Origin of the sequence: Streptomyces sp. CB02058, from assembly GCF_001905505.1 — a bacterium.
Classification (GTDB): domain Bacteria; phylum Actinomycetota; class Actinomycetes; order Streptomycetales; family Streptomycetaceae; genus Streptomyces.
The window spans coordinates 833,849-859,099 of record NZ_LIPG01000001.1 but is presented as its reverse complement, the minus strand read 5'-3'; the positions used below and the strand labels follow the sequence as shown (position 1 = coordinate 859,099).

Genomic DNA, 25,251 nt, shown 5'->3' with positions numbered 1-25,251 from the left:
GTGAGCCTCAAGCGCATCTCCCTCCTCACGCCGTTGGTCGCGGGCGCGCTGATCGCGCCCCCGCCGCCGCTCTCGCACGCGGCCGGGCACGCCCCGGCACCCGTGTGCGGCCGGGCGGACTCCCCTTCCGACGCCTCCTGGGCGCCGACGTCCACGGTCTACGGCGAGGCCGGAGGATACGACCCCTACGTCGGCAACGGCTACCTGGGACACCGCGTGCCCGCCACCGGCGCGGGATACGCCGCCACGGGCGAGAAGACCGGCTGGCCCCTCTACACACCACGGTACGACGGTGCCTTCGTCTCCGGTCTGTACGGCCGCGACAAGGACCTCGCCGAGGGGCGCGAGGTGATCGCCGCGCTGCCGAGCTGGACCACCCTCGACGTGCGCGTGGGCTCCGAGACGTACGGCTCCGCGACCCCGGCGGGCAGGATCTCGCGCTACCGCCAGACCCTGCGTCTGCGCTGCGGCGTCGTGGTCACCTCCCTGCGGTGGACCACCGCCGACGGCCGTGCGACCGACCTGACCTACGAGGTGCTCGCCGACCGCTCCGACGTGCACACCGGCGCCGTACGCCTGCGGATGACCCCGCGCTGGAGCGGCACGGCCACGGTCACCGGGCGGCTGGACGAGCGCGGGGCGCGCCGGGTCACGGTGGCGGGCGACGGCACGTTCCGCACGCTCGGCACGGGCACCGAGGGGGCGATCGTCCAGCGGGGCACGGACGGCGCCCGCACCGTCCGGGTCAGGGCGGGCCGCTCGTACACCTTCGAGAAGTACGTCGGCGTCGACACCTCCCTCACCTCCCGCACCCCACTCGCCTCCGCCGGGGCCGCCGCGGACCGCGCGGCACGGCGCGGCTGGTCCGGGGTCCTCGCCCAGAACGCGGCGGCCTGGCGCGAGGCCTGGGCGTCGGACGTCAGGGTGCCGGGCAGCCGGGACCTCCAGACCTGGCTGCGGGCCGCACAGTACGGGCTGCTCGCCAACACCAGGACCGGCTCGTCGGACAGCGTCGCCCCGGCCGGGCTGACCAGCGACAACTACGCCGGCATGGTCTTCTGGGACGCCGAGACCTGGATGTATCCGGGACTGCTCGCCACCCGCCCCGAACTGGCCCGCTCCGTCGTCGAGTACCGCTACCGCACCCGGGACGCCGCCCGCGCGAACGCCCGGGAACTGGGCTACGAAGGGCTGTTCTACCCCTGGACGAGCGCGAGCGAGGGGCGGCTCGACTCCGAGTGCCAGAGCTGGGACCCGCCGCACTGCCTCACCCAGAACCACCTCCAGGGCGACATCGCGCTCGCCGTCTGGCAGTACTACCTGGCCACCGGCGACCGCGCCTGGCTGGCGGAGCGGGGCTGGCCGCTGCTCAAGGGCATCGCCGACTTCTGGCAGTCGCGCGCCACGGCGAACACCGACGGCAGCTGGTCGGTGAAGAACGTCGCGGGCCCCGACGAGTACAGCAACGGGGTCACGGACGGGGTCTTCACCAACGCGGTCGCCGCCACCGCCCTGCGCAACGCCACCCGCGCCGCCGCACTCCTCGGCCACACGGCACCCGCCAGCTGGACCCGGGTCGCCGACGGACTGCGCATCCCGTACGACGCCGGGCGGAAGGTCTTCCTCCAGTACGCCGGCTACAACGGCTCCACCATCAAGCAGGCCGACACGGTGCTGCTGGTCTACCCGCTGGAGTGGCCGATGGAGGCGGGCGCCGCGGCGGCGACGCTCGACTACTACGCCGCCCGCACCGACCCCGACGGCCCCGCGATGACGGACTCCGTGCACGCGATCGACGCCGCCGCGACCGGGGAACCGGGCTGCGCCACGTACACGTATCTCCAGCGCGCCGTGCGCCCGTTCGTCCGCGGCCCGTACAGCCTCTTCTCGGAGGCGCGGGGCGAGAAGTCCGGTGCCGAGGACCCGCTCTCCGGCTTCCCCGCCGAGGACTTCCTCACCGGGAAGGGCGGCTTCCTCCAGGTCTTCACGCACGGCCTGACCGGGCTCAGGCTGCGCGAGGACGGCGTACGCCTCGACCCGCTCCTGCCGCCGCAGCTCCGCGACGGCGTGGAACTGACGGGTCTGCGCTTCCGGGGCAGCACGTACGACATCGCCGTCGGCCCCCGGACGACCACGGTCCGGCTGACGGACGGCGCCCCCTTCACCGTCCACACCCCGACGGGCCCCCGCCGCCTCTCCGGCGCCCTCACCCTCCCCACCCGCCGCCCGGACCTCACCCCGACAGCCGACGCGGCCCGCTGCCGCCCCGCGACGGCCACCTCCGAGTCCCCCGGTCTGTACGCCGAGGCGGCGGTGGACGGCAGCCCGGCCACGTCCTGGTCCCCGGACGGCGCGGCCGGCACGCTGACGGTCAGCCTGCGCCGGGCGACCCGGATCGCGTCGCTCACCCCCCGCTGGACGGACATCGCCCCGGCCGCCCACACCCTGGAGACCTCCCTCGACGGCCGCGCCTGGCGCCCGTTCAGGCCCGGGGACACGGCGCGCCAGGTCCGGCTGACGGTCCGCTCGGCGGACGCGGAGAAGCCGACGGGGGTGACCGCGCTGACGGTCCGCCCGGACGAGCGGAGTGCCGGGGACTGACCGTGAGTTAGATCGCTTACTGCCAGTTCGGGTTGCGGACGGGGATGGTTCTCATGTTCGGATGAGGTGATGCACACCCCGCACCGCATGCATACGTCCCACCACCCCCACGACCCGTACGAGGAACTCGGAGCCCTCGCCGGCACGGCCCCGGGCGAGCGCCCCGGCGAGTACCCAGGACCGTTCCCGGGCGGGTTCCGCGGCTCGGACGACGTCTCGGACAACGGTGGGGACGGCGGTGGGGACGCCGGCCGGTGGCGGGCCTGGCGGGCGCGGGAGAGGACCCCACGTGCGGACCACCGCGGCTCCCGGCGCCGGCGCCGCCGTTTCGCGGCGCTGCCGCTCGCCGCGAAGGCGGTGGTGGGCCTGGTCACCCTCGCCGCGTTCGTCGCACTGGCCGACCGCTGGGCCGTGCTGTTCGCCGAGGACAAGGCGGCCGACACGCTCAAGGACCAGCTGGACCTGACCGCGGCTCCCGAGGTGGAGATCGGCGGTTTCCCCTTCCTCACCCAACTCGCCGACAAGAAGCTGGACTCGGTGAAGGTGACCGTGCCCGACCTGGCGGCCGACCGGGTGTCGCTGGCGAAGGTGTCGGCCACGGCCCACGACATCCGGCTGGACACGGACGGCCTCACGTCGATCCGCGGCGCCGACATCCCCCGGCTCGACGGTGACGTCCTGCTGTCGTTCGCCGACCTGAACCGCGAACTCGGCGCCTCCCAGGTGACGTTCAGCGGCGACGGCAGCGACCGGGTCAAGGCCAGGGGCACCCTGCCGGTCGCCGGGCACGATCTGCGGCTGCACGCGGAGGCCACGATCCGGCGGCAGGCCGAGCGGGGCATCGCCACGGACATCGGCGGCATGCGCCTGGACATCGGGGACCTGGCCACCTTCCGCCCCGGCCCACGCGCCTCGGACGGCCTGCACCTGACGAAGAAGGCGTCCGCCGACCTCGACCGGGAGACCCGCAAGGCGAAGGCGCTGCTGTCGGTCCCGGCGCTCGTGCAGCGGCTGGGGGTGCCGGAGACGACCGTGCGGGAGAGCCTGAACGACGACGGCAAGCTCGCGGAACTGACCGGTTCCCCGGACTTCGCCCGCGAGGCCCGAAACCTCAACCTCATCGACCTGGCGATGGACAACCCCGAGGTGCTCAGCGACCTGGGACTCGACCCGGACCTCCTCGACGCCCTCTCCCGCCTGACCCGCCCGGCCCTCGCCGACAGGCTGTCCCTGGCCTTCGAACTGCCGGAGCCCGAACACGGCGACGTGAGGCTCCGGGACGTCCGGGTCGGGGAGGACGGCATCCGCGTACGCCTCACGGGCTCGCAGCTGGCCGTGGGCGGCTCCTGAGCGGGCCGCTCCTGAACACGGGCGGCTCCTGAGCGCGGACAGCTTCCGAGCGCGGGCTTCCGTCGGCGAACCGGGGCGGTCGTGCCGCCGGGTGATCAGGACCGGGATGCGGCGGCGCGCTCGACGACGATCATCGCGGCGTCGTCGTCCAGCTGTCCGCCGACGTGCCGCAGCAGGTCGCGCCGGAAGCGGCCGAGGAAGGCGTCGGGGTCGCTCCCGGTCCAGCCGGTGACGCGCTCGGCGAGCGGATAGAAGGCGCCGGTGGAGTCGCGGGCCTCGGTGACACCGTCCGTGTACAGCAGCAGAAGGTCTCCGGGCTCGAAGTCGAAGCTGTCGACGTGGTAGCGCGGATGCGCCAGTTCACCCAGCCCCAGTGGAGGCGCGGGATGACGGGCCTCGATGGTCGTCGGCCGCCCGTCACGCAGGACCACCGGCGGCGGATGCCCGCAGGCCACCATCTCGACCCGGCCGTCCCGGTCGGGGATGTCCAGGACGGTGGCGGTGATGAAGGTCTCCCCGTAGCGGTCCGCCTCGCCCGGCTCCATCAGGTCCCAGCACACACTCCGGTCGAGGTAGGCGACCACCTCGCCGAGGCTCGCCTGACGGTGGGCCGCGCCCCGGAACGCCCCGAGCAGCAGGGCGGCGTCACTGACCGCGGTCAGCCCCTTGCCCCGTACGTCGCCGACGATCAGCCGGGTACCGGAAGCGGTGCGCACCGCCGCGTACAGATCCCCGCCGATCTGGGCCTCGGCCTCCGCTGCGAGGTAGAGGGAGCCGACGCGCAGCGGTCCGATCTCCCTGGGCAGCGGCGGCAGCACGACACGCTGGGCGGCCTCGGACACGTACCGCACCTGCGCCAGCTCCCGCGCGCGGCGCTCCCGCAGCACGCAGAAGACCACGAGACTCGCGCCGACCAGCACCAGGGCGATGATCTGTGCCTCGTGATTGGCCGAGAGCAAGTCGTCAGGATCGCGCAACACCCCGATGACGGTCTGCGCGACGACCGCCAGCGCGGCCACCAGCCCCACCGTCCGGGGCCCGCCGAACGACGGCGTGATCGCCGGCGCGGCAACGAGCAGCGGGCCCAGATGGATGTCGGGCGGTGCGAGGACGTCGATCACGGACACCGCGACGATCCACGCGATCGGTACGACGACCAGGGCACGCCCCGTCGGCGCCGCCCGGCGAGGCCCTTCGAGGCGCTGCGACATGACTCCTCTCTACACCGCCCCCACACGGCTCGCACGCCCACCCGCCTCTACGGCGACGGCACCCCGGAAGGTACGGCGGTAGGTCATCGGCGAGACGCCGATCGCCGCGTGGAGGTGTTCGCGCAAGGACGTGCCGGTGGCGAAGCCGACCTGTCCCGCGATGTCGTCGACGGAGAGGTCGGTGGTCTCCAGGAGGTACTGGGCCCGTGACACGCGCTGCTGGATCAGCCAGCGCCCCGGGCTCATCCCGACCTCCTCGCCGAAACGACGAGCGAAGGTGCGCAGGCTCATCCGGGCATGTCCGGCGAGCTGCGGCAAGGTCAGCGGCTCGTGCAGGTGCTCCAGCGCCCACTGGCGGGTGGCCGACGCGCTGTTGGCGGACGCCGGAGGCACGGGGTGCTCGATGAACTGGGCCTGGCCGCCGTCCCGCCACGGCGGCACGACACAGACCCGCGCCACGTGATTGGCTGCGGCCGCGCCGTGATCCCTCCGTACGAGGTGGAGACAGACATCGACACCGGAGGCGGCGCCGGCCGAGGTCAGCACGTCGCCGTCGTCCACGAACAGCACGTCCGGGTCGAGCTCGACCGCCGGGTACCAGGACCGGAAGACCTCGGCGACGGCCCAGTGGGTGGTGGCGGGACGGCCGTCGAGGAGTCCGGCGGCCGCCAGCACGAAGGCGGCCGTGCAGATGGAGACGATCCGGGTCCCGGGCCGGACCGCCGCGAGGGCCTCGGCCACTCCCGGCGCCGGCTCGCGCGAGAGCCGGGAGACGTCGAAGGGCGGCACCAGCACCGTGTCCGCCGTGGCGAGGACCTCCGGACCGTGTCCCACGGTCACCGAGAAGTCGGCGTTCGTGGTGACGGGACCGCCGTCGACGGAGCAGGTCAAGACCTCGTACCGGTCCTGGAGTTCACCGAAGATCCGGCTCGGGATGCCGAGCTCGAAGGGATACACCCCCTCCAGGGCGAGAACGACGACACGATGGACAGCGACCATGGCACGATCCCGTCGGAAGTTGGCATTTGTGCCATGGTACGCGGACGAGTACCCGGCGAGGCTGGTGCACATGACGAACCACACCACCATGCGCGCCATCAGCCAGGACGTGTACGGCTCCCCCGAGGTCCTCGCAGAGGTGACCCTGCCCCGTCCCGCGCCCGCCCCCGGCCAGATCCTCGTCGGCGTCAGCGCCGCGGGCGTCAACCCGACCGACTGGAAGCACCGCGCCGCCGGCCTCTTCCTCGGCCGTCTCCCGTTGGTCCTCGGCTGGGACGTGTCCGGCGTCGTCGAGGCGGTCGGCTTCGGCGTCACCCTGTTCGAGCCCGGCGACGAGGTCTTCGGAATGCTGCCCTATCCGCACGGTGTCGGCTCCCACGCGGAATACGCGACGGGTCCCGCCCGCGCCTTCGCGCACAAGCCCGCCGGCATCGACCACGTGCAGGCCGGTGCCCTGCCGCTCGCCGCCCTGACCGCGTACCAGGCGATCGTCGACACGGCCCAGGTCCGCGCCGGACAGCGCGTCCTGGTCCATGCGGCCGCCGGCGGGGTCGGCCACCTCGCCGTCCAGATCGCGAAGTCCCGTGGCGCGTACGTCATCGGCACCGCCAGCGCCCCCAAGCACGACTTCGTCCGCTCGCTCGGCGCGGACGAGGTCATCGACTACCGAACCACCGACTTCCGCGACTCCGTCCAGGACATCGACATGGTCCTCGACCCGCTCTCCGGGGACACCCGCACCCGTTCCCTGGACACCCTGCGTCCCGGGGGTGCCCTCGTCTCCCTGCTGCCGGGGACCGACCCCGAAGAGGCGGCCAGGGCCGCGGCACGAGAGGTCCGCGTCGAAACGCTCCTCGTCGAGGCCGACCACGCGGGCATGACCGCGGTCGCCGACCTGGCAGCCTCCGGCGCCCTGCGCGCCCACATCGAGGCCGTCTTCCCGCTCTCCGAAGCGGCGAAGGCCCACGCTCTGGGCGAGACGGGCCGCACGACCGGCAAGATCGTGCTGACCCTTCCCTGAGCCTGCCCGGCGCACGGCCGGGCCGGGCGTTCCGCTCGGGCCGTTCGTCCGCGCAGGTGGGCGGTGGCGGCGCGCCGGGGCAGCGGATCAGCCTGCTGCCTCCGGTTCAGGGGGCGGCGGTACTGCCTCGTACGACCAACTGGGTGGCCAGTTCCAGCCGGAACTGATCGGCCGGCTCCCCGTCGATGATGCGCAGCAGGGTGGTGGCGGCCAAGGAGGCCATCTCCAGCAGTGGTTGGCGGATCGTGGTGAGAGGAGGGTGGGTCCAGCGCGCGACCGGGAGGTCGTCGAACCCCACGATGCTCACCTCTCCCGGAATGGAGTGGCCGCGGTCGCGGAGTGCCTCGAAGGCGCCGAGCGCCTGGAGATCACTCGCGGCGAAGACCGCGGTGGGCGGCTGTTCACCTGCGGCCTCGGCCGCTTCCAGCAAGCGTTCCATCTCCCGGCGTCCCGAGGCGTCGTTGAACTCTCCGTGGAGTACCCAGCCTTCGGGAACGGGGAGTTCGGCTCCTTCCATGGTCGCGCGGAAGCCGTCCGCACGGGCTCGGCTGCACAGCACCTGACGCGGTCCGGCGAGGTGGGCGATCCGGGTGTGGCCGAGGTCGATCAGGTGCTGGGTGGCGCTCACGGCCCCCGCCCAGTTGGTGGCGCCGACGGTGGGGACCAGCGCGTCGACGTTGCCCACGGGGTCGAGCAGCACGAACGGCACGTCCAGGGCGGCCAGTCGCTTGCGCTGCTGCGGGGTGAGGTCGGAGACGACGAGGACGGCCCCGTTGCTGCGGCGGGAGGCGAGCTGGTCGAGCCATTCGCGGGTGTCGGCGCTGCGGCCGTGCACCGCGGACAGGACCATGCTGGCGCCCGCCTCGTTGAGCACCTCGTCGACCCCGCGGATGATCTCCACGGACCAGAGGCTGTCGAGTTCGTTCAGGACCAGGTCGATGACGGCTCCGCGGCGGCGGGTGGAGCGGCGTTGGTAGCCGAGGTGGTCCATGACGGCCTCGACGCGCTCCTTAGTGTCGGTGGAGACGTCGGAGCGTCCGTTCAGGACCTTGGAGACGGTGGAGACGGACACGCCCGCCTCGGACGCGATGATGTTGAGGGTGATCCTGCCCTGGGCGTCGGGCTTGTCCGCTGTCATCCGAGGTGTCCGTTCCGCTGCGTGCGTGATCCATGTTCTGGCGCTCCGGGCTGGTGACGGTCGAGTCTGTCATGGCCCGCCGGTGGGTCTCACCAGGTGCCGGGGCGGTCCGTGGATGCCTCCTCCGGGTGCTCCAGGTACTGCGCCCAGGCGAAGTCGGCGGCCATGGCCGTGCCGGTGAGGTCCTGTGCGGACAGGCCTGCGAACGCCCCGGTGAACCCCCAGGACGTGAAGTGTCCTGTCGCCGGATCGCCGAGCGTGGCGCTCTCGTCGGAGAGGCGGGTGACGTCGAGGTCCGGTCCGACGCGCTGCCAGCCGGAGTCCTGGTCGGTGCGCCAGGCGAAGCTGCCCTGCGGACCCCGGACGGAGAGCCGCAGCTCCACCGCGCCGTCGGGCACGGCCACGGCGGCTGCCGGTTCGGAGTACTCCCCGTGGGCGCACAGTCCGACACGCAGGACCCGGCCGAGGGTCTCGTCCCAGGTCAGGTGCAGGTAGTGCCACAGCGTGGAGTTGTAGTAGTGGACGATGCCGGCCATCTGGAGCGGCGAGCGGGGCTCCGCGGTCAGTCTCGCGGAGAAGTGGAAGTCCGTGGACTGCTGGCGGCGGGCCACGACACTCTGCCCGTGGGTGGAGCCGAGCGACTGGCCTCCGCGCAGTCTGAGATGGCCCGGGCGCTCGGTCAGGCTCATCCAGGAGGGATCCGGATGCCGCCGCAGGGTCGCCCAGGCGGTGTCGAGGGCGGTTCGGTCGAAATGGTCACGCGCCGGCCTGGGGGGCGAGGGCGCGGGCGGCAGCGCCGGCCCGGGTACGACGGTCCGTGGAAGAGAACCTCCCTCGTGGCCGGCCGGGGGCTCGCCGTCGAGGCGCGGCCAGCCGTCGGCCGTCCACACGACACGCTGGATGGCGGTCTCCCGGCCCAGGACGCAGGACCCCAGCGGGGTGAGGGGCCGGGCCGTGAGATGGGCCAGGAACCACTCACCGCCCGGGGTCGCCACCAGGCTGCCGTGCCCGGCCTTCTGGAGCGGCAGCCGGTCGTGTCCGGCGGAGGTGAGGAGCGGGCCCGCGGGGTCGGCCTCGTAGGGGCCGGTCAGGTTCCGGGAGCGGGCGACGGTGACGGCGTGCGACCAGGAGGTGCCGCCCTCCGCGGTCATCAGGTAGTACCAGCCGTCGTGGCGGTAGACGTGCGGGCCCTCGGTGTGCGCGAGCGGAGTGCCGGTGAAAACGCGGTGCATGGGGCCGGTGACCCGGCGCTCCACGCGGTCCCACTCCTGAAGGAGGATGCCGGCGAAGGGGTGACGGCCGGGGCGGTGGTCCCACTCCATCCACAGCGCCCAGCTCCGTCCGTCGCCGTCCGGGCCGTCGTCGTGGAAGAGGGACGGGTCGAAGCCGTGGGAGGGGAAGGGGGCCGGGTCGGACCAGGGTCCGTCGAGGGCGGGGGCGGTGATCACGTGGTTGCGTACGTCCTTGAAGGCGCCCGAGAGGTTGGTGACGTCGCTGTAGACGAGGTGGAAGAGCCCGTCGGTGTACGACAGGCAGGGTGCCCAGACACCGCCGGAGTCGGGCCGGCCGGTCAGGTCGATGAGCCGCTTCTCGCCCAGGATGCCTCCGAGCGAACGCCAGTTGACGAGGTCCCGGGAGTGATGGACGGCGACACCGGGGAGCCATTCGAAGGTGGAGGTGGCGATGTAGTAGTCCTCGCCGACGCGCAGGATCGAGGGGTCGGGGTGGAAGCCGGGCAGCACGGGATTGACGATGGCCGGGGTGCGGCCGTCGTCGGGCTTTCGCCGATCCGACCGGTCCTGATGGGAGGCGGTGGGCACGGCAGTCATAGGTCACTCCGGGAGGTGGGGGCGCTTCAGCCCTTGACGGCGCCGGCCATCACACCGGACACGATCCGGCGGGCGAGCACGGTGAAGACGACGAGGACGGGCAGTACGGAGACGACGACGCCGGCGAGCATCAGGGTGTAGTCGGTGTAGTAGCCGGCGGCCAGCTGGTTGAGGGCGATCTGCACGGTGCCGTTCTCGGGCGGCAGCGCGATCAGCGGCCAGAAGTAGTCGTTCCAGGCGAACATGAAGGTGAACATGCCGAGGACGGTCGCCGTGGTCCGCACTCCGGGCACGACCACGTACCAGTACGTGCGCAGGAGTCCGGCGCCGTCCATGCGGGCGGCCTCGATCAGTTCGTCGGGGATGTTCTCCTCGATCGCCTGGCGCATCCAGAAGACGCCGACCGCGGAGACCAGCGCGGGCACGATCAGCGCGGACAGCTTGCCGTACAGGCCCATGTCGGTGACCAGCATGTACAGCGGGATGACGCCGAGCTGGGTCGGCACCATCACGGTGATCACCACGCACACGAGCAGTGCGTTGCGGCCGGGGAAGGCGAGCTTGGCGAAGGCGAAGCCGGCCAGGGAGGAGAGCAGGACGTTGCTCACGGCGGTGGTGCCGGCGACGACGAGGGAGTTCCCGAGCGCCTGCCAGAAGGCCGAGAGTTCGAACACACGCTGGATGTTCTCGATCAGATGGCCACCGGGTATCAGCGGTGGCGTGGACCCGGCGAGGACGGAGTTGTCGTCGTGGGAGGCGACGACGAAGCTCCAGTAGAGCGGGAAGACGGACGCGAGGGTGATCGCCGCCAGGATGGCGTAGGCGAACGGGCCCGCCTTGTCGAGGCGGCCCGGACCACGCTTGGGGACCCTGCCGGGACGGCGGCGGCGCCTGTCGGGTGAGGCGGCCTGTGACGAGGGAGCGCGGGTGGGTGTGGTGGTGACGGCCATGGGCGTCTCCTTGTTGCCGGGTCGGGGTCAGCTGCGCTGGGAGCGGCGTGCGAGCAGGAAGTTGACGGCCGCGACGACCGCGATGACGAGGAAGAGGACCCACGAGACGGCGGAGGCGTATCCGGCGTCGTTGTTGATGAAGCCGTACTTGTAGAGCATCAGCGTCAGGGTCTGGAACTGGTGCTCGGCGCCGCCCTCCGCGTTGCCCTGCTGGTCGAACAGGAAGGGCTCGGCGAACAGTTGCAGACCTCCGATGGTGGAGATGACCACGGTGAAGACGACGGTCGGCCGGATGGCGGGCAGCGTGACCTTCCGGAACGTCAGGAAGCGCCCCGCGCCGTCGATCTGTGCGGACTCGTACAGATCGCGCGGCACGGCCTGCATGGCGGCCAGGTAGATCAGGGCGTTGTATCCCGTCCAGCGCCACATGACCATGAAACTGATCGCGAGGTGGGAACTCCACGTGTCAGCGGTCCAGTCGATCGGGTCGCTGATCAGTCCCAGGCCCTCCAGCGCCCAGTTGACGATGCCGAAGTCCCGGCCGAAGAGCTGGGAGAAGACCAGCGCGACCGCCACCACCGACACGTACTGGGGCACCAGGACGAGTGCCCGCCACACGCTGGGGGACCGCAGATGCCGGTCGAGCAGCCAGGCCAGGCCCAGGGCCGCGAGCAGCTGCGGCACCGTGGAGAGCACGAAGATGCTGAGGGTGTTGAAGGTGGCGGTGTAGAAGTCCGAGTCGTCCAGGAGCCGGCCGAAGTTGTCGAGGCCGACCCACTCCCCCGCACCGGCGAGGCGGTCCCAGTCGTGCAGGGACACCCAGAACGTCTGGAGCAGCGGGTACAGCCCGAAGACGCCGAAAACGACGAAGAAGGGAGCGATGAACAGGTAGGGCAGCAGGTGCTTGTCGGGGCGCAGTCGGCGGGGACGACTGCCGCCGGCGCTCTGGGCCGGGGTGGAGGAGGCGACTTGGAGCGCCATGGCGGTTCTCCGAAGTGGTGGGCGGACACGTGAACTCTGCGGGGGTGGTGCGACGCGGGGCGGCGGACGCGGGGCGGGCGCAACGCGGTGCGACGCGGGGCGGGCGCCACGCGGGGCGACGACCGGCGGAAGGCGGTGCCGCCGCCCCACGCGTCATCAGCGGAGGTTCTTGGCCGCTTCGTCGAGCGACTTCTCCCACGCCTCTTCCGGATCGGCCTTGTCCTGCTCGACGAGCTGGAGGGCGTTGCCGAACGGGATGCGTGCCTGCTGGTCCTTGGAGCCCCGGTAGTTGGGCTTGAGGCTCTTCGCCGAGGAGGCGTAGATCTCACCCGTCGGCGCGTCGCTGAAGTAGTCCGACGTCGCGCCCTTCACTTCGGGGTCCTCGAACACCGACACGAGGGAGGGCAGCGCGCCCACCGGACCGGTGAAGATCTTCTTCTGCGATGCCGCGGAGGTCAGGAAGTCGGCGAGCTCGGCGGCCTCCTTCGCGTGCTTGCTCTGCTTGGGCACGGCCAGGAAGGAGCCTCCCCAGTTGCCGCCGCCGCCCGGGACCGCCGCGATGTCCCACTTGCCGGCGTTCGCCTCGCCCGCGGCGACGGCGATCTGCCCGGTCATCCATGCGGGGCATGTCATGGTGGCCATCCGGCCGAGCTTGATGCCGGCGTTCCACTGCTGGCTGAAGGGCTGGAGGTTGGCGGACTGCTTGTCCGCCGTGGCCTCGGCCGTCGCCATGAAGAACTCACGGACCTTTGGGTTCTTGTCACCTATGTACTGGTCATCGGCGTCGAAGAATCCGAACTCGGTCTGATTCATCATCGCGGTGAAGATGTTGCCGGAGCTGTCGAACCACGCCTTGTCCTTGACCTTGTCCTGGAACTTCTCACCCGTGGCGAAGTAGTCCTCCCAGGTCGGCCAGAGCTTTCCCACCTCCGTCCGCTCGGTGGGCAGGCCGGCCTTCTCGAAGAGGTCCTTGCGGTAGCAGATGGCGAGACTGCCGACGTCGGTGCCGTAGCCCATGACGAAGTCGGGCGTGCCGAGTGTGCCCTGCTGCCACTTCCAGTCCAGGTACTCGCTCTTGCGGTTCATCGCCCCGTGATCGGCGAGGTTGGTGAACTTGTCCTTCACCGAACGGAACTTCGGCAGGTAGCCCTCCTCGATCGCGACCACGTCGGCGGCTCCGCTGCCGGAGGCGATCTGCGTGGAGAGCTGGTTGTGGTGCTGGTCGAACTGGGAGATGCGCTCCTTGATCTCGATGTCGGGGTGGGTGCGCTCGTACTCCTTGATGAGCGGCTTGTAGCCGAAGTCGCTGAACGTGGCGACGGTCAGGGTGATCTTCCCGTCCGCGGTGTCCGTTCCCGAGCCGCAGGCGGCGAGCGTGACGAGAGCGGTGGCGGCAAGGAGCGCGACGGCGGTTCTGCGGGCACGCGTACGGCCCATGGTGGTCCTCCGGAACAAGGGCTGCGGGTGGGTGGCAACAAGGTCCCCGCCACCGAAAATAATGTCAAGTGTTTCGCGAAAACCACTCCTTCATCTCGCAGGAATGCGGCGAAAGTTCAGCCAGCGCCCAGCAATCAGAGGCCTTGATCCGCACTGACCTGTACTTTCATGCCTTCTCACCTGAGGCAGGGTCAACGTTTCGTTGCAGCAGGCCCGTGAACTGCACGAATCTACGAAAATTTCGCACGCTGTTGACCCGGCGGCACAACACCAGCACCATGCGACCGCCGCCGACGCCCCGTCGGGCCGGCCCGGGCGGTGCACACCGCCACCACCGCACGAATCGGAGACACCGATGAAGTTCCTCAGACATCGCGGCCATGCGAGAAGGGTGGTCGGCGCGGCAGTCGCGGCCGCCGCGCTGCTCGGCCTGACCGGACTGTCCTCGACCGCCGAGGCAGGGACAGCTCCGGTCGCCGGCCGAGGCGTTCCCGCCGACGGGAAGGTCATGCTGGTGATGGGCCAGGACAGCGACACGCTCTCCGACTACCGCACCGACGTGCTCGACAGGACGGCCCTGGGCGCACCCTCACCCGGCGGCGTGACTCTCTACACCAACCTGGTCCTCGGCGGCTCACCCGAACCCCTGGCCGGTATGACGAACCCCGCGAACTGGGGCGCGGGCACCGTGGACTTCGCCCGCACCATGCGGGAGTATCCCGATTCCGCCGTCGCGGTGGGGCTCTACCTCTCGGACGCCACCTCCGGCTGCAACAACCAGCCGCTGCGCGCCGTCATCGGCCGCGACGACGCGGACGTCACCGCCGGCAACCCGAGCCTGATCACCCAGTACCGTGCCAAGGTCGACGAGATGATCAACCGGTTCAAGAGCTACGACCGGGACATCCTGCTGCGCATCGGCTACGAGTTCGACGGCCCCTGGAACTGCTACAACTCCGAGTACTACAAGGACGCCTTCCGCTACATCAAGGGACGCATCGATGCCCTCGGCGCGACCCGGGTCGCCACCGTCTGGCAGAGCGCCGCGTGGCCGGTGAACACCCACCCGGACCATCCCGAGTGGAACTACATCGTGACCGACCCCCGCCACCTGGACGACTGGTATCCCGGTGACCGGTACGTCGACTGGGTCGGACTGTCCTCGTTCTACAACTCCCGGTCGGTGCGGACGCAGTGGGGCTGCGGATCGTACGACACCGATCCGGTCGGCCTGCAGAACCGGCTGCTGGACTTCGCCCGCGCGCACGGCAAGCCCGCCATGGTGTCCGAGGCGGCGCCGCAGGGCGCCCGGACCGGCGCCAAGACGCAGAGCTGCATCTTCCGCAACAGCCCCGTCGCGTCGGGCGGACAGGCGATGTGGGACGGCTGGCACGCCGGCTACTTCGACTGGGTCAACCGCAACAGGGACGTCATCCGCGCCGCCGCCTACATCAACACCAACTGGGACGCCCAGACCCAGTGGCAGTGCGCGGACGGCGCCCAGGCCGGTGGCCCGGGCTGCGCCAACGGCAACTGGGGCGACTCCCGCGTGCAGGCAGACCCCACCGTGCTCGACAACTTCCTGACCGAGATCAAGAAGCCGATCTGGACGAACGGGGCCACCGGCCCCGCCCCCACGCCCACCCCCACACCGACTTCCACGCCCACGCCCACCCCCACGCCGACACCGACACCGACGTCCACGCCCACTGAGCCCGGCGACGGGAGCTACGCCCAGGGAGTGAGCGGCGGCTCCGTCTGGTTCGCCCCGAAGGGCTTCAAGGCGACCTTCGTCACCGTCCAGTACCGCATCGATGGCGGAGCCCCGCAGAACTACTTCCTGTCGTACGACTCCGCCGACAACCGCTGGGAACTGCCGGTCGGGGTTCCCGCCGGTGCGACCCTCTCCTACTCCTTCAACTACCAGCCCACGAACCGGACCAGTCAGCTGACGACACCGACGTACCGCTGGACTGCTTCCTGAGCGACCACCACGTCCGGGGGGTGCCGCACGCCCGCGAGCGAACGCGTGCGGTACCCGCCACCCGCCGTCCGCACCCAAGGAGAGCAGCACTCATCATGCCGATCACACCATCGCTGAAGACCGCCCTGCGGTCCCTCGCCGCAGCCGCCATGGCCAGTCTGCTTGTTCTGCCGGCGGGCCCGGTCGCCCAGGCCGCCGACACCGCTACGACGACGTCCGGACCTCCCGAGCTGCTGCTCGGCCAGTCGACCAGGGGCGCCTGGGACGACTTCGACAGCTTCGGGCAGAACGCCGACGGCGGCTCCGTGTACTACGAGCTCCGCAGCGGCAACTGGGTCAACGACGCTCACCGCGACTACGCGGCACTCCTGGCGGACCAGGGTAGGACCATCCAGGTCGGCATCAGCTGGAAGGACAACCCGCCCGGCTTCGAAGGCGGCGACGAGAACGCCAAGGCAGCCCGGTCCCGCGCCGTCACCGCCGAGATAGCCGCGGGCGGCCACACCGCGGCCCTCGACCGGCTGCTGTCCTTCACCGACGCCCATCCGCAGGCCCGCTTCAAACTGCGCCTCGACTACGAGGTCAGCAGCTTCTACCACTGCACCGACGCGAGCTGCTCCTCGTACAAGAACGCCTTCAACCGCCTGGCGGGCTACCTCGAGAGCCGGTCCACCGCGCACAACCTCGACTTCGTCTTCCACCCTGTCAGGGGTGAGTTCGAAGCCATGTATCCGGGTGACGGCGCCGTCGACTGGATGGGCGTGTCGGTCTTCGCCCACGAGCTCTGCCTGCCGATCCACGACCGCGGCTATCTCTACAACGGCACCCCGCCCCAGAACTACGACGTGAACGCGAAGCAGTGCCGCAACGCCTACATCGGCACGGACCAGCACGGCAACCCGGCAGCCGTGTGGCGGAACTTCGACCACGACGCCAACGTCCTGAAGCTGGTGAAGTTCGCCAAGGACCACGGCAAGCCGGTGGTGCTCTCCGAGGCGGGCATGATGAACTTCACGGCCGACGGCACCTCGACCGACGGCCTCGAACAAGAGCAGGGCGACCTGTGGGTGAAGCGGCTCTTCTCCCTCATGAACTACCAGGGCCCCATCCCCAACCTCCCCGGACAGCACGACCTCAGGGGCGTCGTCCGCTCCGTGGTCTACATCAACCTCGACTTCCGCTACGGCTGGGACGGCATCGACGACGGCAGCTTCGACTTCGCACCGGACACCACCTGGTTCGTCGACGGACGGCTGTCACGCTACGGCGCCGCCAAGGCTTCCTTCTGCCAGGGACTCGCGGCGAACGGCTTCACGGCACGCTGCCGATGACCCGGCGGCTGCAGCGGGCGAGGACCCGGCCCGCGACGGCGGCAGCCTGCGCTTCCGACTGCCCGCGTACGGGACGGCTGCCGTCGCCGCCCCCGGCATCCGTCAGCACCGGATGCACTCAGGGGCCAGACCCTGCGATCTGGCCCCTGAACTGGGTTTCTTGCCTCTGACCTGCGATTCAGCAGGTCGAAGGATCAGGCGTCACACGTTGAAGCGGAATGTCTGCCCACCGGCCCCGACCTGCGGCGGAGCCCCACCCGAGCCCCAGACCAGGCATTTCCCCGTTGACTCGCGTCGGCTCCCGACAGGCGCTCACGGGTGTCCTGCGGACTGCCTGCGGACCGGGCGGACGCCCGGCAAGGAGGAGGTCAGAGAGCGCCGATCTGCACAGTTCGTACAGCCATGACCATGTACACCCGAAGTCTTACGACCGCCGGTAGCATCAGCACCATGAGCAGTAGCAAGAAGTACTCGATCAGCCTGCCCGAGGACCTTGCCGAGGCCGTACGCGCACACGTCGGACCCGGCGGTTTCTCCGCCTACGTTGCCGAAGCCCTCGAACAACGGGTCGCCATGGACAAGCTCCGGGAGATCGTCGCCGACTTCGAGACCGACAATGACGCGCTCACCCGCGAGGAGGTCGAGGCCGCCCGCGCACTGCTGCGCCATGACCACCGGCAGGTCGGCGGGGCCGCTGCCTGATGCCCGGCACCCTGTTGCTCGACAGCGAAGGCCTCTCGAAGCTCTACCACAAGGACCGTGCCGTCGTGGCCCTGGTCCAAGCCGCGTCAGAGGAAGGCGTCCGCGTGGCCACAAGCGCCATGACCACCCTCGAGGCCGACTACGAGCGCATCCATCCCGCCCGCATCAAGTGGGTCCTCTCCCGCGTCGACGTTCACGACGTCACCAAGGAGATCACCGACCAGGCCGCCGTCCTCCTGCGCACCAACCGTCTCCACGGCCACAAGTACGCCATCGACGCCGCCTTCGCTGTCATCGCCCGCACCGCACCCCAGCCGGTCACCGTCCTCACCTCCGGCCCCGAGGACCTGACGCTCCTGTGTGGCCCTGCCGTAGAGGTCGTCAAGGTCTGAAACGCCGACCGGACACCGGGGGCCCGCCCCCTTCGAGTTCCGCGGACTGCTGCGGACAGCCAGCGGGCCTGACCCACGTCTTCGCAGGTCAGGCCCCCTCTGTGGCGGCGATCAGACGTTGAAGCGGAACTCCACCACGTCGCCGTCCTGCATCACGTAGTCCTTGCCCTCCATGCGCGCCTTGCCCTTCGCGCGGGCCTCGGCGACCGAGCCCGTCTCGACGAGGTCCTCGAAGGAGACGATCTCCGCCTTGATGAAGCCCTTCTGGAAGTCGGTGTGGATCACACCGGCCGCCTCCGGGGCCGTGGCGCCCTTCTTGATCGTCCAGGCGCGGGCTTCCTTCGGGCCTGCCGTGAGGTAGGTCTGGAGGCCCAGGGTGTCGAAGCCGACGCGGCCGAGGGTGGCCAGGCCGGGCTCTTCCTGGCCCATGGACTGGAGGAGTTCGAGGGCCTCCTCGTCGTCCAGCTCGATCAGCTCGGACTCGATCTTGGCGTTGAGGAAGATGGCCTCCGCCGGGGCGACCAGGGCGCGCTGCTCGTTCTTGAAGTCCTCGTCGACCAGCTCGTCCTCGTCGACGTTGAAGACGTACAGGAAGGGCTTCGTCGTGAGCAGGTGCAGCTCGTGGAGCAGGCGGCCCTTCTCCGTGCCGGCGGTGATGCCCCGGGAGAAGAGGGTGTCGCCCGCTTCCAGGATCTTCTGGGCCTCCTCGACCGCGGCGAGGACCGCGACCTTGTCCTTCTGGAGGCGGGACTCCTTCGTCAGGCGCGGGACGGCCTTCTCGACGGACTGGAGGTCGGCGAGGATCAGCTCGGTGTTGATCGTCTCGATGTCGTCCTTCGGCGAGACCTTGCCGTCGACGTGGACGACGTTCTCGTCCTTGAAGGCCCGGATGACCTGGCAGATGGCGTCGGACTCGCGGATGTTCGCGAGGAACTTGTTGCCCAGGCCCTCGCCCTCGCTCGCGCCCCGCACGATGCCCGCGATGTCGACGAAGTCGACGGTGGCGGGGAGCAGCTTCTGCGAGTTGAAGATCTCGGCGAGCTTGTCCAGGCGCGGGTCGGGAACGCCCACGACGCCGACGTTCGGCTCGATGGTGGCGAACGGGTAGTTGGCCGCCAGCACGTCGTTCTTGGTCAGGGCGTTGAACAGGGTCGACTTACCGACATTCGGCAGGCCGACGATTCCGATCGTGAGCGACACTTTGGCGACTTCCTGAAGTGAGGAGAGGGGGCTGTGCGGGCGGGCCGCGCGTGGACCCGATTCTCCAGTTTACGGGCGGGGCGGCGCTGCACGTCACGGGTGCGGGGGCGGGACGGTTCCGGGGCCGAACGGTTGTCTTTCGGCCGTGTGGCATCGAACGCAAGGCCAAGGTCATCCAAAGGGCGTGTCCCGCACCCGCGAGGGACCGTCCCGCGACCTAGGTTGTCGGGGTGGAGCAGCACAGGACACGTACCCCGCAGCGCAGGCAGCCCTCGCAGGTCCCGCCCGCCCCGCCCGCCGGCCTCGGCGAGGCCACGGCGGCGGCCGGATACCCGGTGTCGGTGGCGGTCGCCCCCGCGCCGGCGACGGGCCGGGGGGCTTCCGGGCCGCGGGCCGGCGGCGTCGCGCCCGTGGTGCTGGCGCTGCGCCGGTTCCCCAACCCCAGGTTGACCGGCATCGGCGCCGGACTCTTCGCGGCCCTGACGATGTTCCTGCTGGCCTGCCTGGACCGGCTGCTCCTGGGCGCCTCCGAGACGGTGTACGGGGTGCTGTTCCTGCTCGTCAGCGCCCTGACCTCCTACTGGGTGCGGCCCGCCGACCTGGTGACCGCCCCGATCATCGTGCCCATCGCCTTCGCGGTCGGCGTGATCCCCGTCGCCGGGGGCACGGGCGGCTTCGGCGGGCAGACCATGGCGGTCGTGACCGCGCTCGCCGTCCACGCCGGCTGGCTGTACGGGGGCACGCTCATCGCCGGTCTGATCGCCTCCGTGCGGAAGGTCCGGCAGATGCGGGAGCGACAGCGGCACCTGGTCAGGGCCGACCGTGCCGCCGCCGCCCGCCGCCCGCGTCCGTAGAACCACCGGGGTCACCACCCGGCGGCCCGGGTCGCATCCCAGCTCCCCGGGTCACTTCCGGACGCCCCCGGGCCACTTCCCAGCAGCCCGGGGCACCGCCGGGCGCCCAGGGTCACTTCCCGGCAGCCGCCATGGCCGCGCCGACGATGCCCGCGTTGTTCTGCAGCTCCGCGGGGACCATCTCGGCCCGTACGTGTTCGATCAGCGGCAGGAACTTCTCCGCCTTGCGGCTGACGCCGCCGCCGATGATGAAGAGCTCGGGCGAGAACAGCATCTCCACGTGCACCAGGTACTTCTGCACCCGGTGCGCCCAGTGCTGCCAGCTCAGGTCCTCGTCCTCCTTGGCCTTCGTGGAGGCGCGCTTCTCTGCGTCGTGGCCGTGCAGCTCCAGGTGGCCGAGCTCGGTGTTGGGCACGAGGTGCCCGTCCGTGAAGACCGCGCTGCCGATGCCCGTACCGAGGGTCAGCATGATCACCGTGCCCTTGCGGTCGCGGCCCGCGCCGAAGGTCATCTCGGCGATGCCCGCCGCGTCGGCGTCGTTGAGGATCGTGACGCTCTGCCCGATGCGGTCGCTGAGCAGTGCCCGGACGTCCGTGTCGATCCAGCCCTTGTCCACGTTGGCCGCGGTCCTGGTGATGCCGCCGGTGACGACTCCGGGGAACGTGATGCCGACCGGCCCCTGCCAGTCGAAGTGGCCCACGACCTCGGCCACACCGTCGGCCACGCTCTTGGGCGTGGCCGGGTGAGGTGTCAGTACCTTGTGGCGCTCCTGCGCCAGCTCTCCGCGGTCCAGGTCAACGGGCGCACCCTTGATCCCCGAACCGCCGATGTCCACACCGAAGATCTCCATGCGGTCCACGGTACGGGCAGGTGGCGCGCATCACTCCCCGGAGGGGGCGATCCGGCGGACGCGCCCGGGGCGCCCGACCGGCTGCCCGGCCCGGATGCCCCGGGGGCGTACGCCCGTTCGCCGGGCTTCCGCCTATTCGGCGGAGAGCGCGGCGGCCTCGGCGCGCAGGTCGCGCCGGAGCTCCTTGGGCAGCGAGAAGGTGATGGACTCGTCCGCGGTCTTCACCGTCTCCACGTCGGCGTAACCCCGCTCGCCCAGCCACTCCAGCACCCCGTCGACCAGGACGTCGGGGACGGAGGCGCCCGAGGTGAGGCCGACCGTGGTGACGCCTTCCAGCCACGCCTCGTCGATCTCGTCGGCGAAGTCCACCAGGTGGGCGGCGGGCGCGCCCGCGTCCAGGGCGACCTCGACCATGCGGATCGAGTTGGAGGAGTTCTTCGAGCCGACGACGATGACCAGCTCGGCGTCCTCGGCCAGCTTCTTCACCGCGATCTGGCGGTTCTGCGTGGCGTAGCAGATGTCGTCGCTCGGCGGGGAGAGGAGGTTCGGGAACTTGTTCTTCAGCGCGCCGACGGTCTCCATCGTCTCGTCGACGGAGAGCGTGGTCTGGGAGAGCCAGACGACCTTGGACTCGTCGCGGACCTCGACGTTGGCGACGTCGTCGGGGCCGTCGACCAGCGTGATGTGGTCGGGGGCCTCACCGCTCGTGCCGATGACTTCCTCGTGGCCCTCGTGGCCGATCAGGAGGATGTCGTAGTCCTCCTTGGCGTAGCGCACGGCTTCCTTGTGGACCTTGGTGACCAGCGGGCAGGTCGCGTCGATCGTGGCGAGCTTGCGCTCGGCGGCCTCGGCGTGGACGGTCGGGGCGACTCCGTGCGCGGAGAACATCACGATGGAGCCCTCGGGCACCTCCGCGGTCACGTCGACGAAGATCGCACCCTTCTTCTCGAGTGTCTGCACGACGTACTTGTTGTGCACGATCTCGTGGCGGACGTAGATCGGGGCCCCGTACTGCTCCAGGGCCTTCTCGACGGCGATCACGGCGCGGTCCACGCCCGCGCAGTATCCACGGGGCGCGGCGAGCAGGACACGGCGGTTGTCACTGCGGCGCGGAGCGCCTCCGCTAGGGGCGGCGGCGGATGACGGGCTGGGCGTTGCAGTCATGCGTCCCATCGTAAGGCCGTACCGAACAGGCGCCGGATCGACGGGGTCGGGAGACTGAGGCGTACGCAGACAGCGACGGAGGGTACATGGCCGGCAGCAGGACGGACGAGGGCAGGCTGCACCGCACACTCGGCTTCCGGGACCTGGTGGTCTACGGGCTGCTGTTCATCGCCCCCATGGCGCCGGTCGGCGTGTTCGGCACGCTGGACGCGAAGTCCGACGGGGCCGTGGCACTGGTCTATCTCGTGGCGACCGTGGTGATGGCCTTCACCGCCTTCAGTTACGCGCAGATGGTGCACGTCGCGCCGCTGGCCGGGTCGGTCTTCGCGTACGCCCGCAAGGGGCTGGGGGAAGGACCCGGGTTCATCGCCGGGTGGATGGCGATGCTCGACTACCTGCTCATCCCGGCGGTCGCCTACCTCTTCTCCGGGATCGCGATGAACGCGCTCGTCCCCGAGGTGTCGCGGTGGGTGTGGACGGCGATCGCGGTCGTGGTGACGACCTCGCTCAACCTCTGGGGCGTCCGGGCGGCGGCCCGGGTGGGCTTCGCGGTGCTCGCCATGGAGATCGTGGTGCTGCTGGTGTTCGTGGTCTCGGCGGTGGTGGTGCTGGCCAGGGACGGGGCGCAGCGCGGCTGGCTGACGCCGCTGACCGGGGACTCCGGGTTCTCGGTGACGGCGGTGCTGGGAGCGGTGTCCGTCGCGGTGCTGTCGTATCTGGGCTTCGACGCGATCGCCTCCTTCGCCGAGGAGGTGACGGGCGGTTCCGCGAAGGTGGCGCGGGCCGTGCTGTTCTGCCTGGTGCTCGCCGGGGTGCTGTTCGTGGTCCAGTCGTATCTGGCGGCTCTGCTGCAGCCGGTGAGCTCGGCGGAGCTGGCTGCCGATCCGGTGTCGCAGGGCTCCGCCTTCTACGACGCGGTGGACGCCTCGGTCGGGACCTGGCTGCACGACCTGGTGGCCGTGAGCAAGGCGATCGGGGCGGCGTTCGCGGCGCTGGCCGGGCAGGCGGCGGCCGGGCGGCTGGTGTTCGCCATGGCACGGGACGGGCGGCTCCCCTCGTTCCTGTCCCGGGTCGACGGAAGGTCCGGGGTGCCCCGGGTCGCGATCGCGGGTGCCGCGGTGGTGACGCTGGTGGCGGCGGTGTGGGCGGCCCGGCGCGACGACGGGCTGGACCATCTGGTGTCGGTGGTCAACGTCGGCGCGCTCACCGCGTTCGTGCTGCTGCACGCGTCGGTGGTGGGCTGGTTCGCCGTACGCCGCATGGAGGGGCCGCCGAGCTGGTGGCGCCATGTGCTGATGCCCGTGGTGGGGGCGGCCATCCTGGTCGCGGTGATCCTGGAGGCGACGACGAGCGCGCAGCTGGTCGGGGTGTGCTGGCTGGGGATCGGGCTCGTGGTGCTCGCGGTGCAGTGGGGGCGGCGGGCGGCGTGACCTCGTGTCAGGGGCGGCGGGCCGTTCGCCCACCGCCCGGGCGGTGGCCCGGTCGCCGGTCTCCGGCGGCGGGGCGGCGGGCCGCCTGATTGTCGGTCGCGGCCGTTACGCTCGCCCGTATGGCTCTCACTACGTCCCCGGAAGCCCCGCTGCCCGTCGGCGACGTGTCACGCCTGATCGGCGGCTGGATCGACAGGCTCGGCGCGGTCTGGGTCGAGGGTCAGATCACCCAGCTGTCGCGCCGGCCGGGCGCCGGGGTGGTCTTCCTGACTTTGCGCGACCCTTCGCACGACATCTCGGTGAGCGTGACCTGCTTCCGGCAGGTCTTCGACCGGATCGCCGATGTGGTGACGGAGGGCGCGCGGGTCGTCGTCCTCGCCAAGCCCGAGTGGTACGCCCCCCGGGGGCAGCTCTCGCTGCGGGCCACGGAGATACGGCCGGTGGGCATCGGCGAGCTGCTGGTGCGGCTGGAGCAGCTGAAGAAGTCACTGGCGGCCGAGGGGCTCTTCGCCCTGGACCGCAAGAAGCCTCTGCCGTTCCTGCCGCAGCTGATCGGGCTGGTCTCCGGGCGGGCCTCCGCGGCCGAGCGCGATGTGCTGGAGAACGCCCGGCGCCGCTGGCCCGCGGTGCGCTTCGAGGTGCGCAACACCGCGGTGCAGGGCGTGCACGCGGTGAACCAGGTGGTCCAGGCGGTCAAGGAGCTGGACGCGCTGCCCGAGGTGGACGTGATCGTCGTCGCCCGCGGCGGCGGCAGCGTGGAGGACCTGCTGCCGTTCTCGGACGAGGAGCTGATCCGCGCGGTGGCCGCGTGCCGCACGCCGGTGGTCTCCGCCATCGGGCACGAGCCCGACTCGCCCCTGCTCGACCTGGTGGCCGATGTGCGGGCGTCGACGCCCACGGACGCGGCGAAGAAGGTCGTACCGGACGTGGGTGAGGAGCTCGACCGTGTGCAGCAGCTGCGGGACCGGGCGCTGCGGACCGTCCGGGGGCTGATCGACCGTGAGGAGCGGGGGCTGGCGCACGCGCTGGGCCGCTCCTCGATGGAGCGCCCGCAGCGGATGGTGGACGAGCGCGAGGCGGAGGTCGACGCTCTGGTGGGGCGCAGCCGCCGGGTGCTCGGGCATCTGCTGGACCGCGCGGACTCCGAGCTCGCCCACACCCGGGCCAGGGTGGTCGCGCTGTCGCCCGCGGCGACGCTGGAGCGGGGTTACGCGGTGCTCCAGCGGCCGGACGGCCATGTGGTGCGCTCCCCCGCGGATGCCGGGGTGCCGGGCGACGAGCTGCGGGCGCGGGTCTCGGAGGGCGAGTTCACCGTACGGGTCGCGGAGTGAGGAGCCCGCTCTGTCGGAGCCCCCGCATAGGGTGGACGGCATGACGGACGACGGGACGACGACGGCTGCCGCGACGGGCACGCTCGGGTACGAACAGGCGCGGGACGAGCTGATCGAGGTCGTACGCCGCCTGGAGGCGGGCGGCACGACGCTGGAGGAGTCGCTGGCCCTGTGGGAGCGCGGCGAGGAGCTGGCAAAGGTGTGCCGGCACTGGCTGGAGGGCGCGCGCGCCCGGCTGGACGCGGCACTCGCCCGGCCCGAGGAGCCCGCGGCGGACGGCGGCGGCACGGACTGAGCGGTGTGCGGGCCGCCTCTTCGGGCGGCCTTGCACGCGCCCTGCGGCCCGGGGCCGCGCCGCTCAGCGGGCCCGGCACGGGGCGTGCCCGGTGACCTGGCCGCGCAGGCACATCCGGTAGGGCCGGGCCCCGCACGCGTCGGCGCCCGGGTCGGCGGCGGCCCGGTGACCGGGCTCCCTGTGCGCCCCTCTGCCCCGCCT

Annotated in this window: 21 protein-coding genes; 11 read left to right on the top strand and 10 right to left on the bottom strand. The window is 71.1% G+C overall.

Features of this window, described 5'->3' with window-relative positions; genetic code table 11:
• Complete coding sequence (locus AMK10_RS04100) at nt 1–2,601, top strand: glycosyl hydrolase family 65 protein (protein ID WP_073744806.1); 2,601 nt, start codon at nt 1–3, stop codon at nt 2,599–2,601.
• An 87-nt stretch (nt 2,602–2,688) separates the two neighbouring features.
• The gene (locus tag AMK10_RS04095; protein ID WP_443333118.1) at nt 2,689–3,951 is read left to right on the top strand and encodes an LmeA family phospholipid-binding protein; all 1,263 of its coding nucleotides are present in this window, start codon (nt 2,689–2,691) and stop codon (nt 3,949–3,951) included.
• 95 nt (nt 3,952–4,046) lie between these two features.
• Here AMK10_RS04095 and AMK10_RS04090 read toward each other — a convergent pair whose 3' ends face one another.
• Entirely contained in the window at nt 4,047–5,162 is a 1,116-nt protein-coding gene (locus tag AMK10_RS04090; protein ID WP_073744802.1) for a PP2C family protein-serine/threonine phosphatase, read from the bottom strand.
• Nucleotides 5,163–5,171: 9 nt separating this feature from the next.
• On the bottom strand, nt 5,172–6,161 hold the full coding sequence (locus tag AMK10_RS04085) for a GlxA family transcriptional regulator (RefSeq protein ID WP_073744800.1): 990 nt from the start codon (nt 6,159–6,161) through the stop codon (nt 5,172–5,174).
• Between the two features lie 88 nt (nt 6,162–6,249).
• On the opposite strand from AMK10_RS04085, the gene AMK10_RS04080 reads away from it, so the two are divergent.
• The gene (locus AMK10_RS04080; RefSeq protein WP_073746042.1) at nt 6,250–7,182 is read left to right on the top strand and encodes an NADP-dependent oxidoreductase; all 933 of its coding nucleotides are present in this window, start codon (nt 6,250–6,252) and stop codon (nt 7,180–7,182) included.
• Between the two features lie 106 nt (nt 7,183–7,288).
• Here AMK10_RS04080 and AMK10_RS04075 read toward each other — a convergent pair whose 3' ends face one another.
• The 5 genes from AMK10_RS04075 to AMK10_RS04055 form a co-directional block, all read right to left on the bottom strand.
• Nucleotides 7,289–8,320 (bottom strand): LacI family DNA-binding transcriptional regulator, encoded by a 1,032-nt coding sequence (locus AMK10_RS04075; protein WP_073744798.1) that lies wholly within the window; start codon nt 8,318–8,320, stop codon nt 7,289–7,291.
• A gap of 89 nt (nt 8,321–8,409) precedes the next feature.
• A complete protein-coding gene (locus AMK10_RS04070; RefSeq protein ID WP_073744796.1) occupies nt 8,410–10,149 on the bottom strand; it encodes a glycoside hydrolase family 43 protein in 1,740 nt (579 codons plus the stop codon).
• A 26-nt stretch (nt 10,150–10,175) separates the two neighbouring features.
• Complete coding sequence (locus AMK10_RS04065; protein WP_073744794.1) at nt 10,176–11,099, bottom strand: carbohydrate ABC transporter permease; 924 nt, start codon at nt 11,097–11,099, stop codon at nt 10,176–10,178.
• A 27-nt stretch (nt 11,100–11,126) separates the two neighbouring features.
• A complete protein-coding gene (locus AMK10_RS04060) occupies nt 11,127–12,080 on the bottom strand; it encodes a carbohydrate ABC transporter permease (RefSeq protein ID WP_073744792.1) in 954 nt (317 codons plus the stop codon).
• Nucleotides 12,081–12,236: 156 nt separating this feature from the next.
• Nucleotides 12,237–13,517 carry an ABC transporter substrate-binding protein gene (locus AMK10_RS04055; protein WP_073744790.1) on the bottom strand — a complete coding sequence of 427 codons (1,281 nt, stop codon included), beginning with the start codon at nt 13,515–13,517 and terminating at the stop codon, nt 12,237–12,239.
• A gap of 355 nt (nt 13,518–13,872) precedes the next feature.
• Here AMK10_RS04055 and AMK10_RS04050 point away from each other — a divergent pair, with 355 nt between their 5' ends.
• The 4 genes from AMK10_RS04050 to AMK10_RS04035 all read left to right on the top strand — a co-directional run bounded on the left by AMK10_RS04050 (nt 13,873) and on the right by AMK10_RS04035 (nt 17,926).
• Nucleotides 13,873–15,501, top strand: a complete 1,629-nt coding sequence (locus tag AMK10_RS04050; protein ID WP_073744788.1) for an endo-1,3-beta-xylanase — start codon at nt 13,873–13,875, stop codon at nt 15,499–15,501.
• 95 nt (nt 15,502–15,596) lie between these two features.
• Entirely contained in the window at nt 15,597–16,832 is a 1,236-nt protein-coding gene (locus AMK10_RS04045; protein ID WP_073744786.1) for a hypothetical protein, read from the top strand.
• A 450-nt stretch (nt 16,833–17,282) separates the two neighbouring features.
• Complete coding sequence (locus AMK10_RS04040) at nt 17,283–17,534, top strand: hypothetical protein (protein ID WP_073744784.1); 252 nt, start codon at nt 17,283–17,285, stop codon at nt 17,532–17,534.
• Nucleotides 17,534–17,926 (top strand): DNA-binding protein, encoded by a 393-nt coding sequence (locus AMK10_RS04035; protein ID WP_073744782.1) that lies wholly within the window; start codon nt 17,534–17,536, stop codon nt 17,924–17,926. Before AMK10_RS04040 ends, AMK10_RS04035 begins: the two co-directional genes overlap by 1 nt.
• Before the next feature lie 111 nt (nt 17,927–18,037).
• Here AMK10_RS04035 and ychF read toward each other — a convergent pair whose 3' ends face one another.
• Entirely contained in the window at nt 18,038–19,126 is a 1,089-nt protein-coding gene (gene ychF / locus AMK10_RS04030; protein ID WP_073744780.1) for a redox-regulated ATPase YchF, read from the bottom strand.
• A 230-nt stretch (nt 19,127–19,356) separates the two neighbouring features.
• Between ychF and AMK10_RS04025 the strand changes: the two genes are divergently transcribed.
• Nucleotides 19,357–19,980 (top strand): DUF6542 domain-containing protein, encoded by a 624-nt coding sequence (locus AMK10_RS04025; RefSeq protein ID WP_073744777.1) that lies wholly within the window; start codon nt 19,357–19,359, stop codon nt 19,978–19,980.
• 112 nt (nt 19,981–20,092) lie between these two features.
• Here the strand turns inward: AMK10_RS04025 and ppgK are convergent, their stop codons facing one another.
• Together ppgK and AMK10_RS04015 are read right to left on the bottom strand one after the other, a co-directional pair.
• On the bottom strand, nt 20,093–20,830 hold the full coding sequence (gene ppgK / locus AMK10_RS04020) for a polyphosphate--glucose phosphotransferase (RefSeq protein ID WP_073744775.1): 738 nt from the start codon (nt 20,828–20,830) through the stop codon (nt 20,093–20,095).
• A 132-nt stretch (nt 20,831–20,962) separates the two neighbouring features.
• A complete protein-coding gene (locus AMK10_RS04015) occupies nt 20,963–22,003 on the bottom strand; it encodes a 4-hydroxy-3-methylbut-2-enyl diphosphate reductase (protein WP_382566803.1) in 1,041 nt (346 codons plus the stop codon).
• Between the two features lie 77 nt (nt 22,004–22,080).
• On the opposite strand from AMK10_RS04015, the gene AMK10_RS04010 reads away from it, so the two are divergent.
• The 3 genes from AMK10_RS04010 (at nt 22,081) to AMK10_RS04000 (ending at nt 25,050) form a co-directional block, all read left to right on the top strand.
• Complete coding sequence (locus AMK10_RS04010; protein WP_073744771.1) at nt 22,081–23,424, top strand: APC family permease; 1,344 nt, start codon at nt 22,081–22,083, stop codon at nt 23,422–23,424.
• Nucleotides 23,425–23,543: 119 nt separating this feature from the next.
• Complete coding sequence (gene xseA, locus AMK10_RS04005) at nt 23,544–24,755, top strand: exodeoxyribonuclease VII large subunit (RefSeq protein WP_073744769.1); 1,212 nt, start codon at nt 23,544–23,546, stop codon at nt 24,753–24,755.
• A gap of 40 nt (nt 24,756–24,795) precedes the next feature.
• Complete coding sequence (locus AMK10_RS04000) at nt 24,796–25,050, top strand: exodeoxyribonuclease VII small subunit (RefSeq protein WP_073746040.1); 255 nt, start codon at nt 24,796–24,798, stop codon at nt 25,048–25,050.
• The last annotated feature ends 201 nt before the right edge of the window (nt 25,051–25,251 follow it).

What these genes read in the sequence shown, in the direction of transcription:
- AMK10_RS04095 (WP_443333118.1), top strand. Translation starts at nt 2,689, where the DNA reads ATGCATACGTCCCACCACCCCCACGACCCGTACGAGGAACTCGGAGCC.
- AMK10_RS04090 (WP_073744802.1), bottom strand. Translation starts at nt 5,162, where the DNA reads ATGTCGCAGCGCCTCGAAGGGCCTCGCCGGGCGGCGCCGACGGGGCGT.
- AMK10_RS04085 (WP_073744800.1), bottom strand. Translation starts at nt 6,161, where the DNA reads ATGGTCGCTGTCCATCGTGTCGTCGTTCTCGCCCTGGAGGGGGTGTAT.
- AMK10_RS04080 (WP_073746042.1), top strand. Translation starts at nt 6,250, where the DNA reads ATGCGCGCCATCAGCCAGGACGTGTACGGCTCCCCCGAGGTCCTCGCA.
- AMK10_RS04075 (WP_073744798.1), bottom strand. Translation starts at nt 8,320, where the DNA reads ATGACAGCGGACAAGCCCGACGCCCAGGGCAGGATCACCCTCAACATC.
- AMK10_RS04070 (WP_073744796.1), bottom strand. Translation starts at nt 10,149, where the DNA reads ATGACTGCCGTGCCCACCGCCTCCCATCAGGACCGGTCGGATCGGCGA.
- AMK10_RS04065 (WP_073744794.1), bottom strand. Translation starts at nt 11,099, where the DNA reads ATGGCCGTCACCACCACACCCACCCGCGCTCCCTCGTCACAGGCCGCC.
- AMK10_RS04060 (WP_073744792.1), bottom strand. Translation starts at nt 12,080, where the DNA reads ATGGCGCTCCAAGTCGCCTCCTCCACCCCGGCCCAGAGCGCCGGCGGC.
- AMK10_RS04055 (WP_073744790.1), bottom strand. Translation starts at nt 13,517, where the DNA reads ATGGGCCGTACGCGTGCCCGCAGAACCGCCGTCGCGCTCCTTGCCGCC.
- AMK10_RS04050 (WP_073744788.1), top strand. Translation starts at nt 13,873, where the DNA reads ATGAAGTTCCTCAGACATCGCGGCCATGCGAGAAGGGTGGTCGGCGCG.
- AMK10_RS04045 (WP_073744786.1), top strand. Translation starts at nt 15,597, where the DNA reads ATGCCGATCACACCATCGCTGAAGACCGCCCTGCGGTCCCTCGCCGCA.
- AMK10_RS04040 (WP_073744784.1), top strand. Translation starts at nt 17,283, where the DNA reads ATGAGCAGTAGCAAGAAGTACTCGATCAGCCTGCCCGAGGACCTTGCC.
- AMK10_RS04035 (WP_073744782.1), top strand. Translation starts at nt 17,534, where the DNA reads ATGCCCGGCACCCTGTTGCTCGACAGCGAAGGCCTCTCGAAGCTCTAC.
- ppgK (WP_073744775.1), bottom strand. Translation starts at nt 20,830, where the DNA reads ATGGAGATCTTCGGTGTGGACATCGGCGGTTCGGGGATCAAGGGTGCG.
- AMK10_RS04015 (WP_382566803.1), bottom strand. Translation starts at nt 22,003, where the DNA reads ATGGGACGCATGACTGCAACGCCCAGCCCGTCATCCGCCGCCGCCCCT.
- AMK10_RS04010 (WP_073744771.1), top strand. Translation starts at nt 22,081, where the DNA reads ATGGCCGGCAGCAGGACGGACGAGGGCAGGCTGCACCGCACACTCGGC.
- xseA (WP_073744769.1), top strand. Translation starts at nt 23,544, where the DNA reads ATGGCTCTCACTACGTCCCCGGAAGCCCCGCTGCCCGTCGGCGACGTG.
- AMK10_RS04000 (WP_073746040.1), top strand. Translation starts at nt 24,796, where the DNA reads ATGACGGACGACGGGACGACGACGGCTGCCGCGACGGGCACGCTCGGG.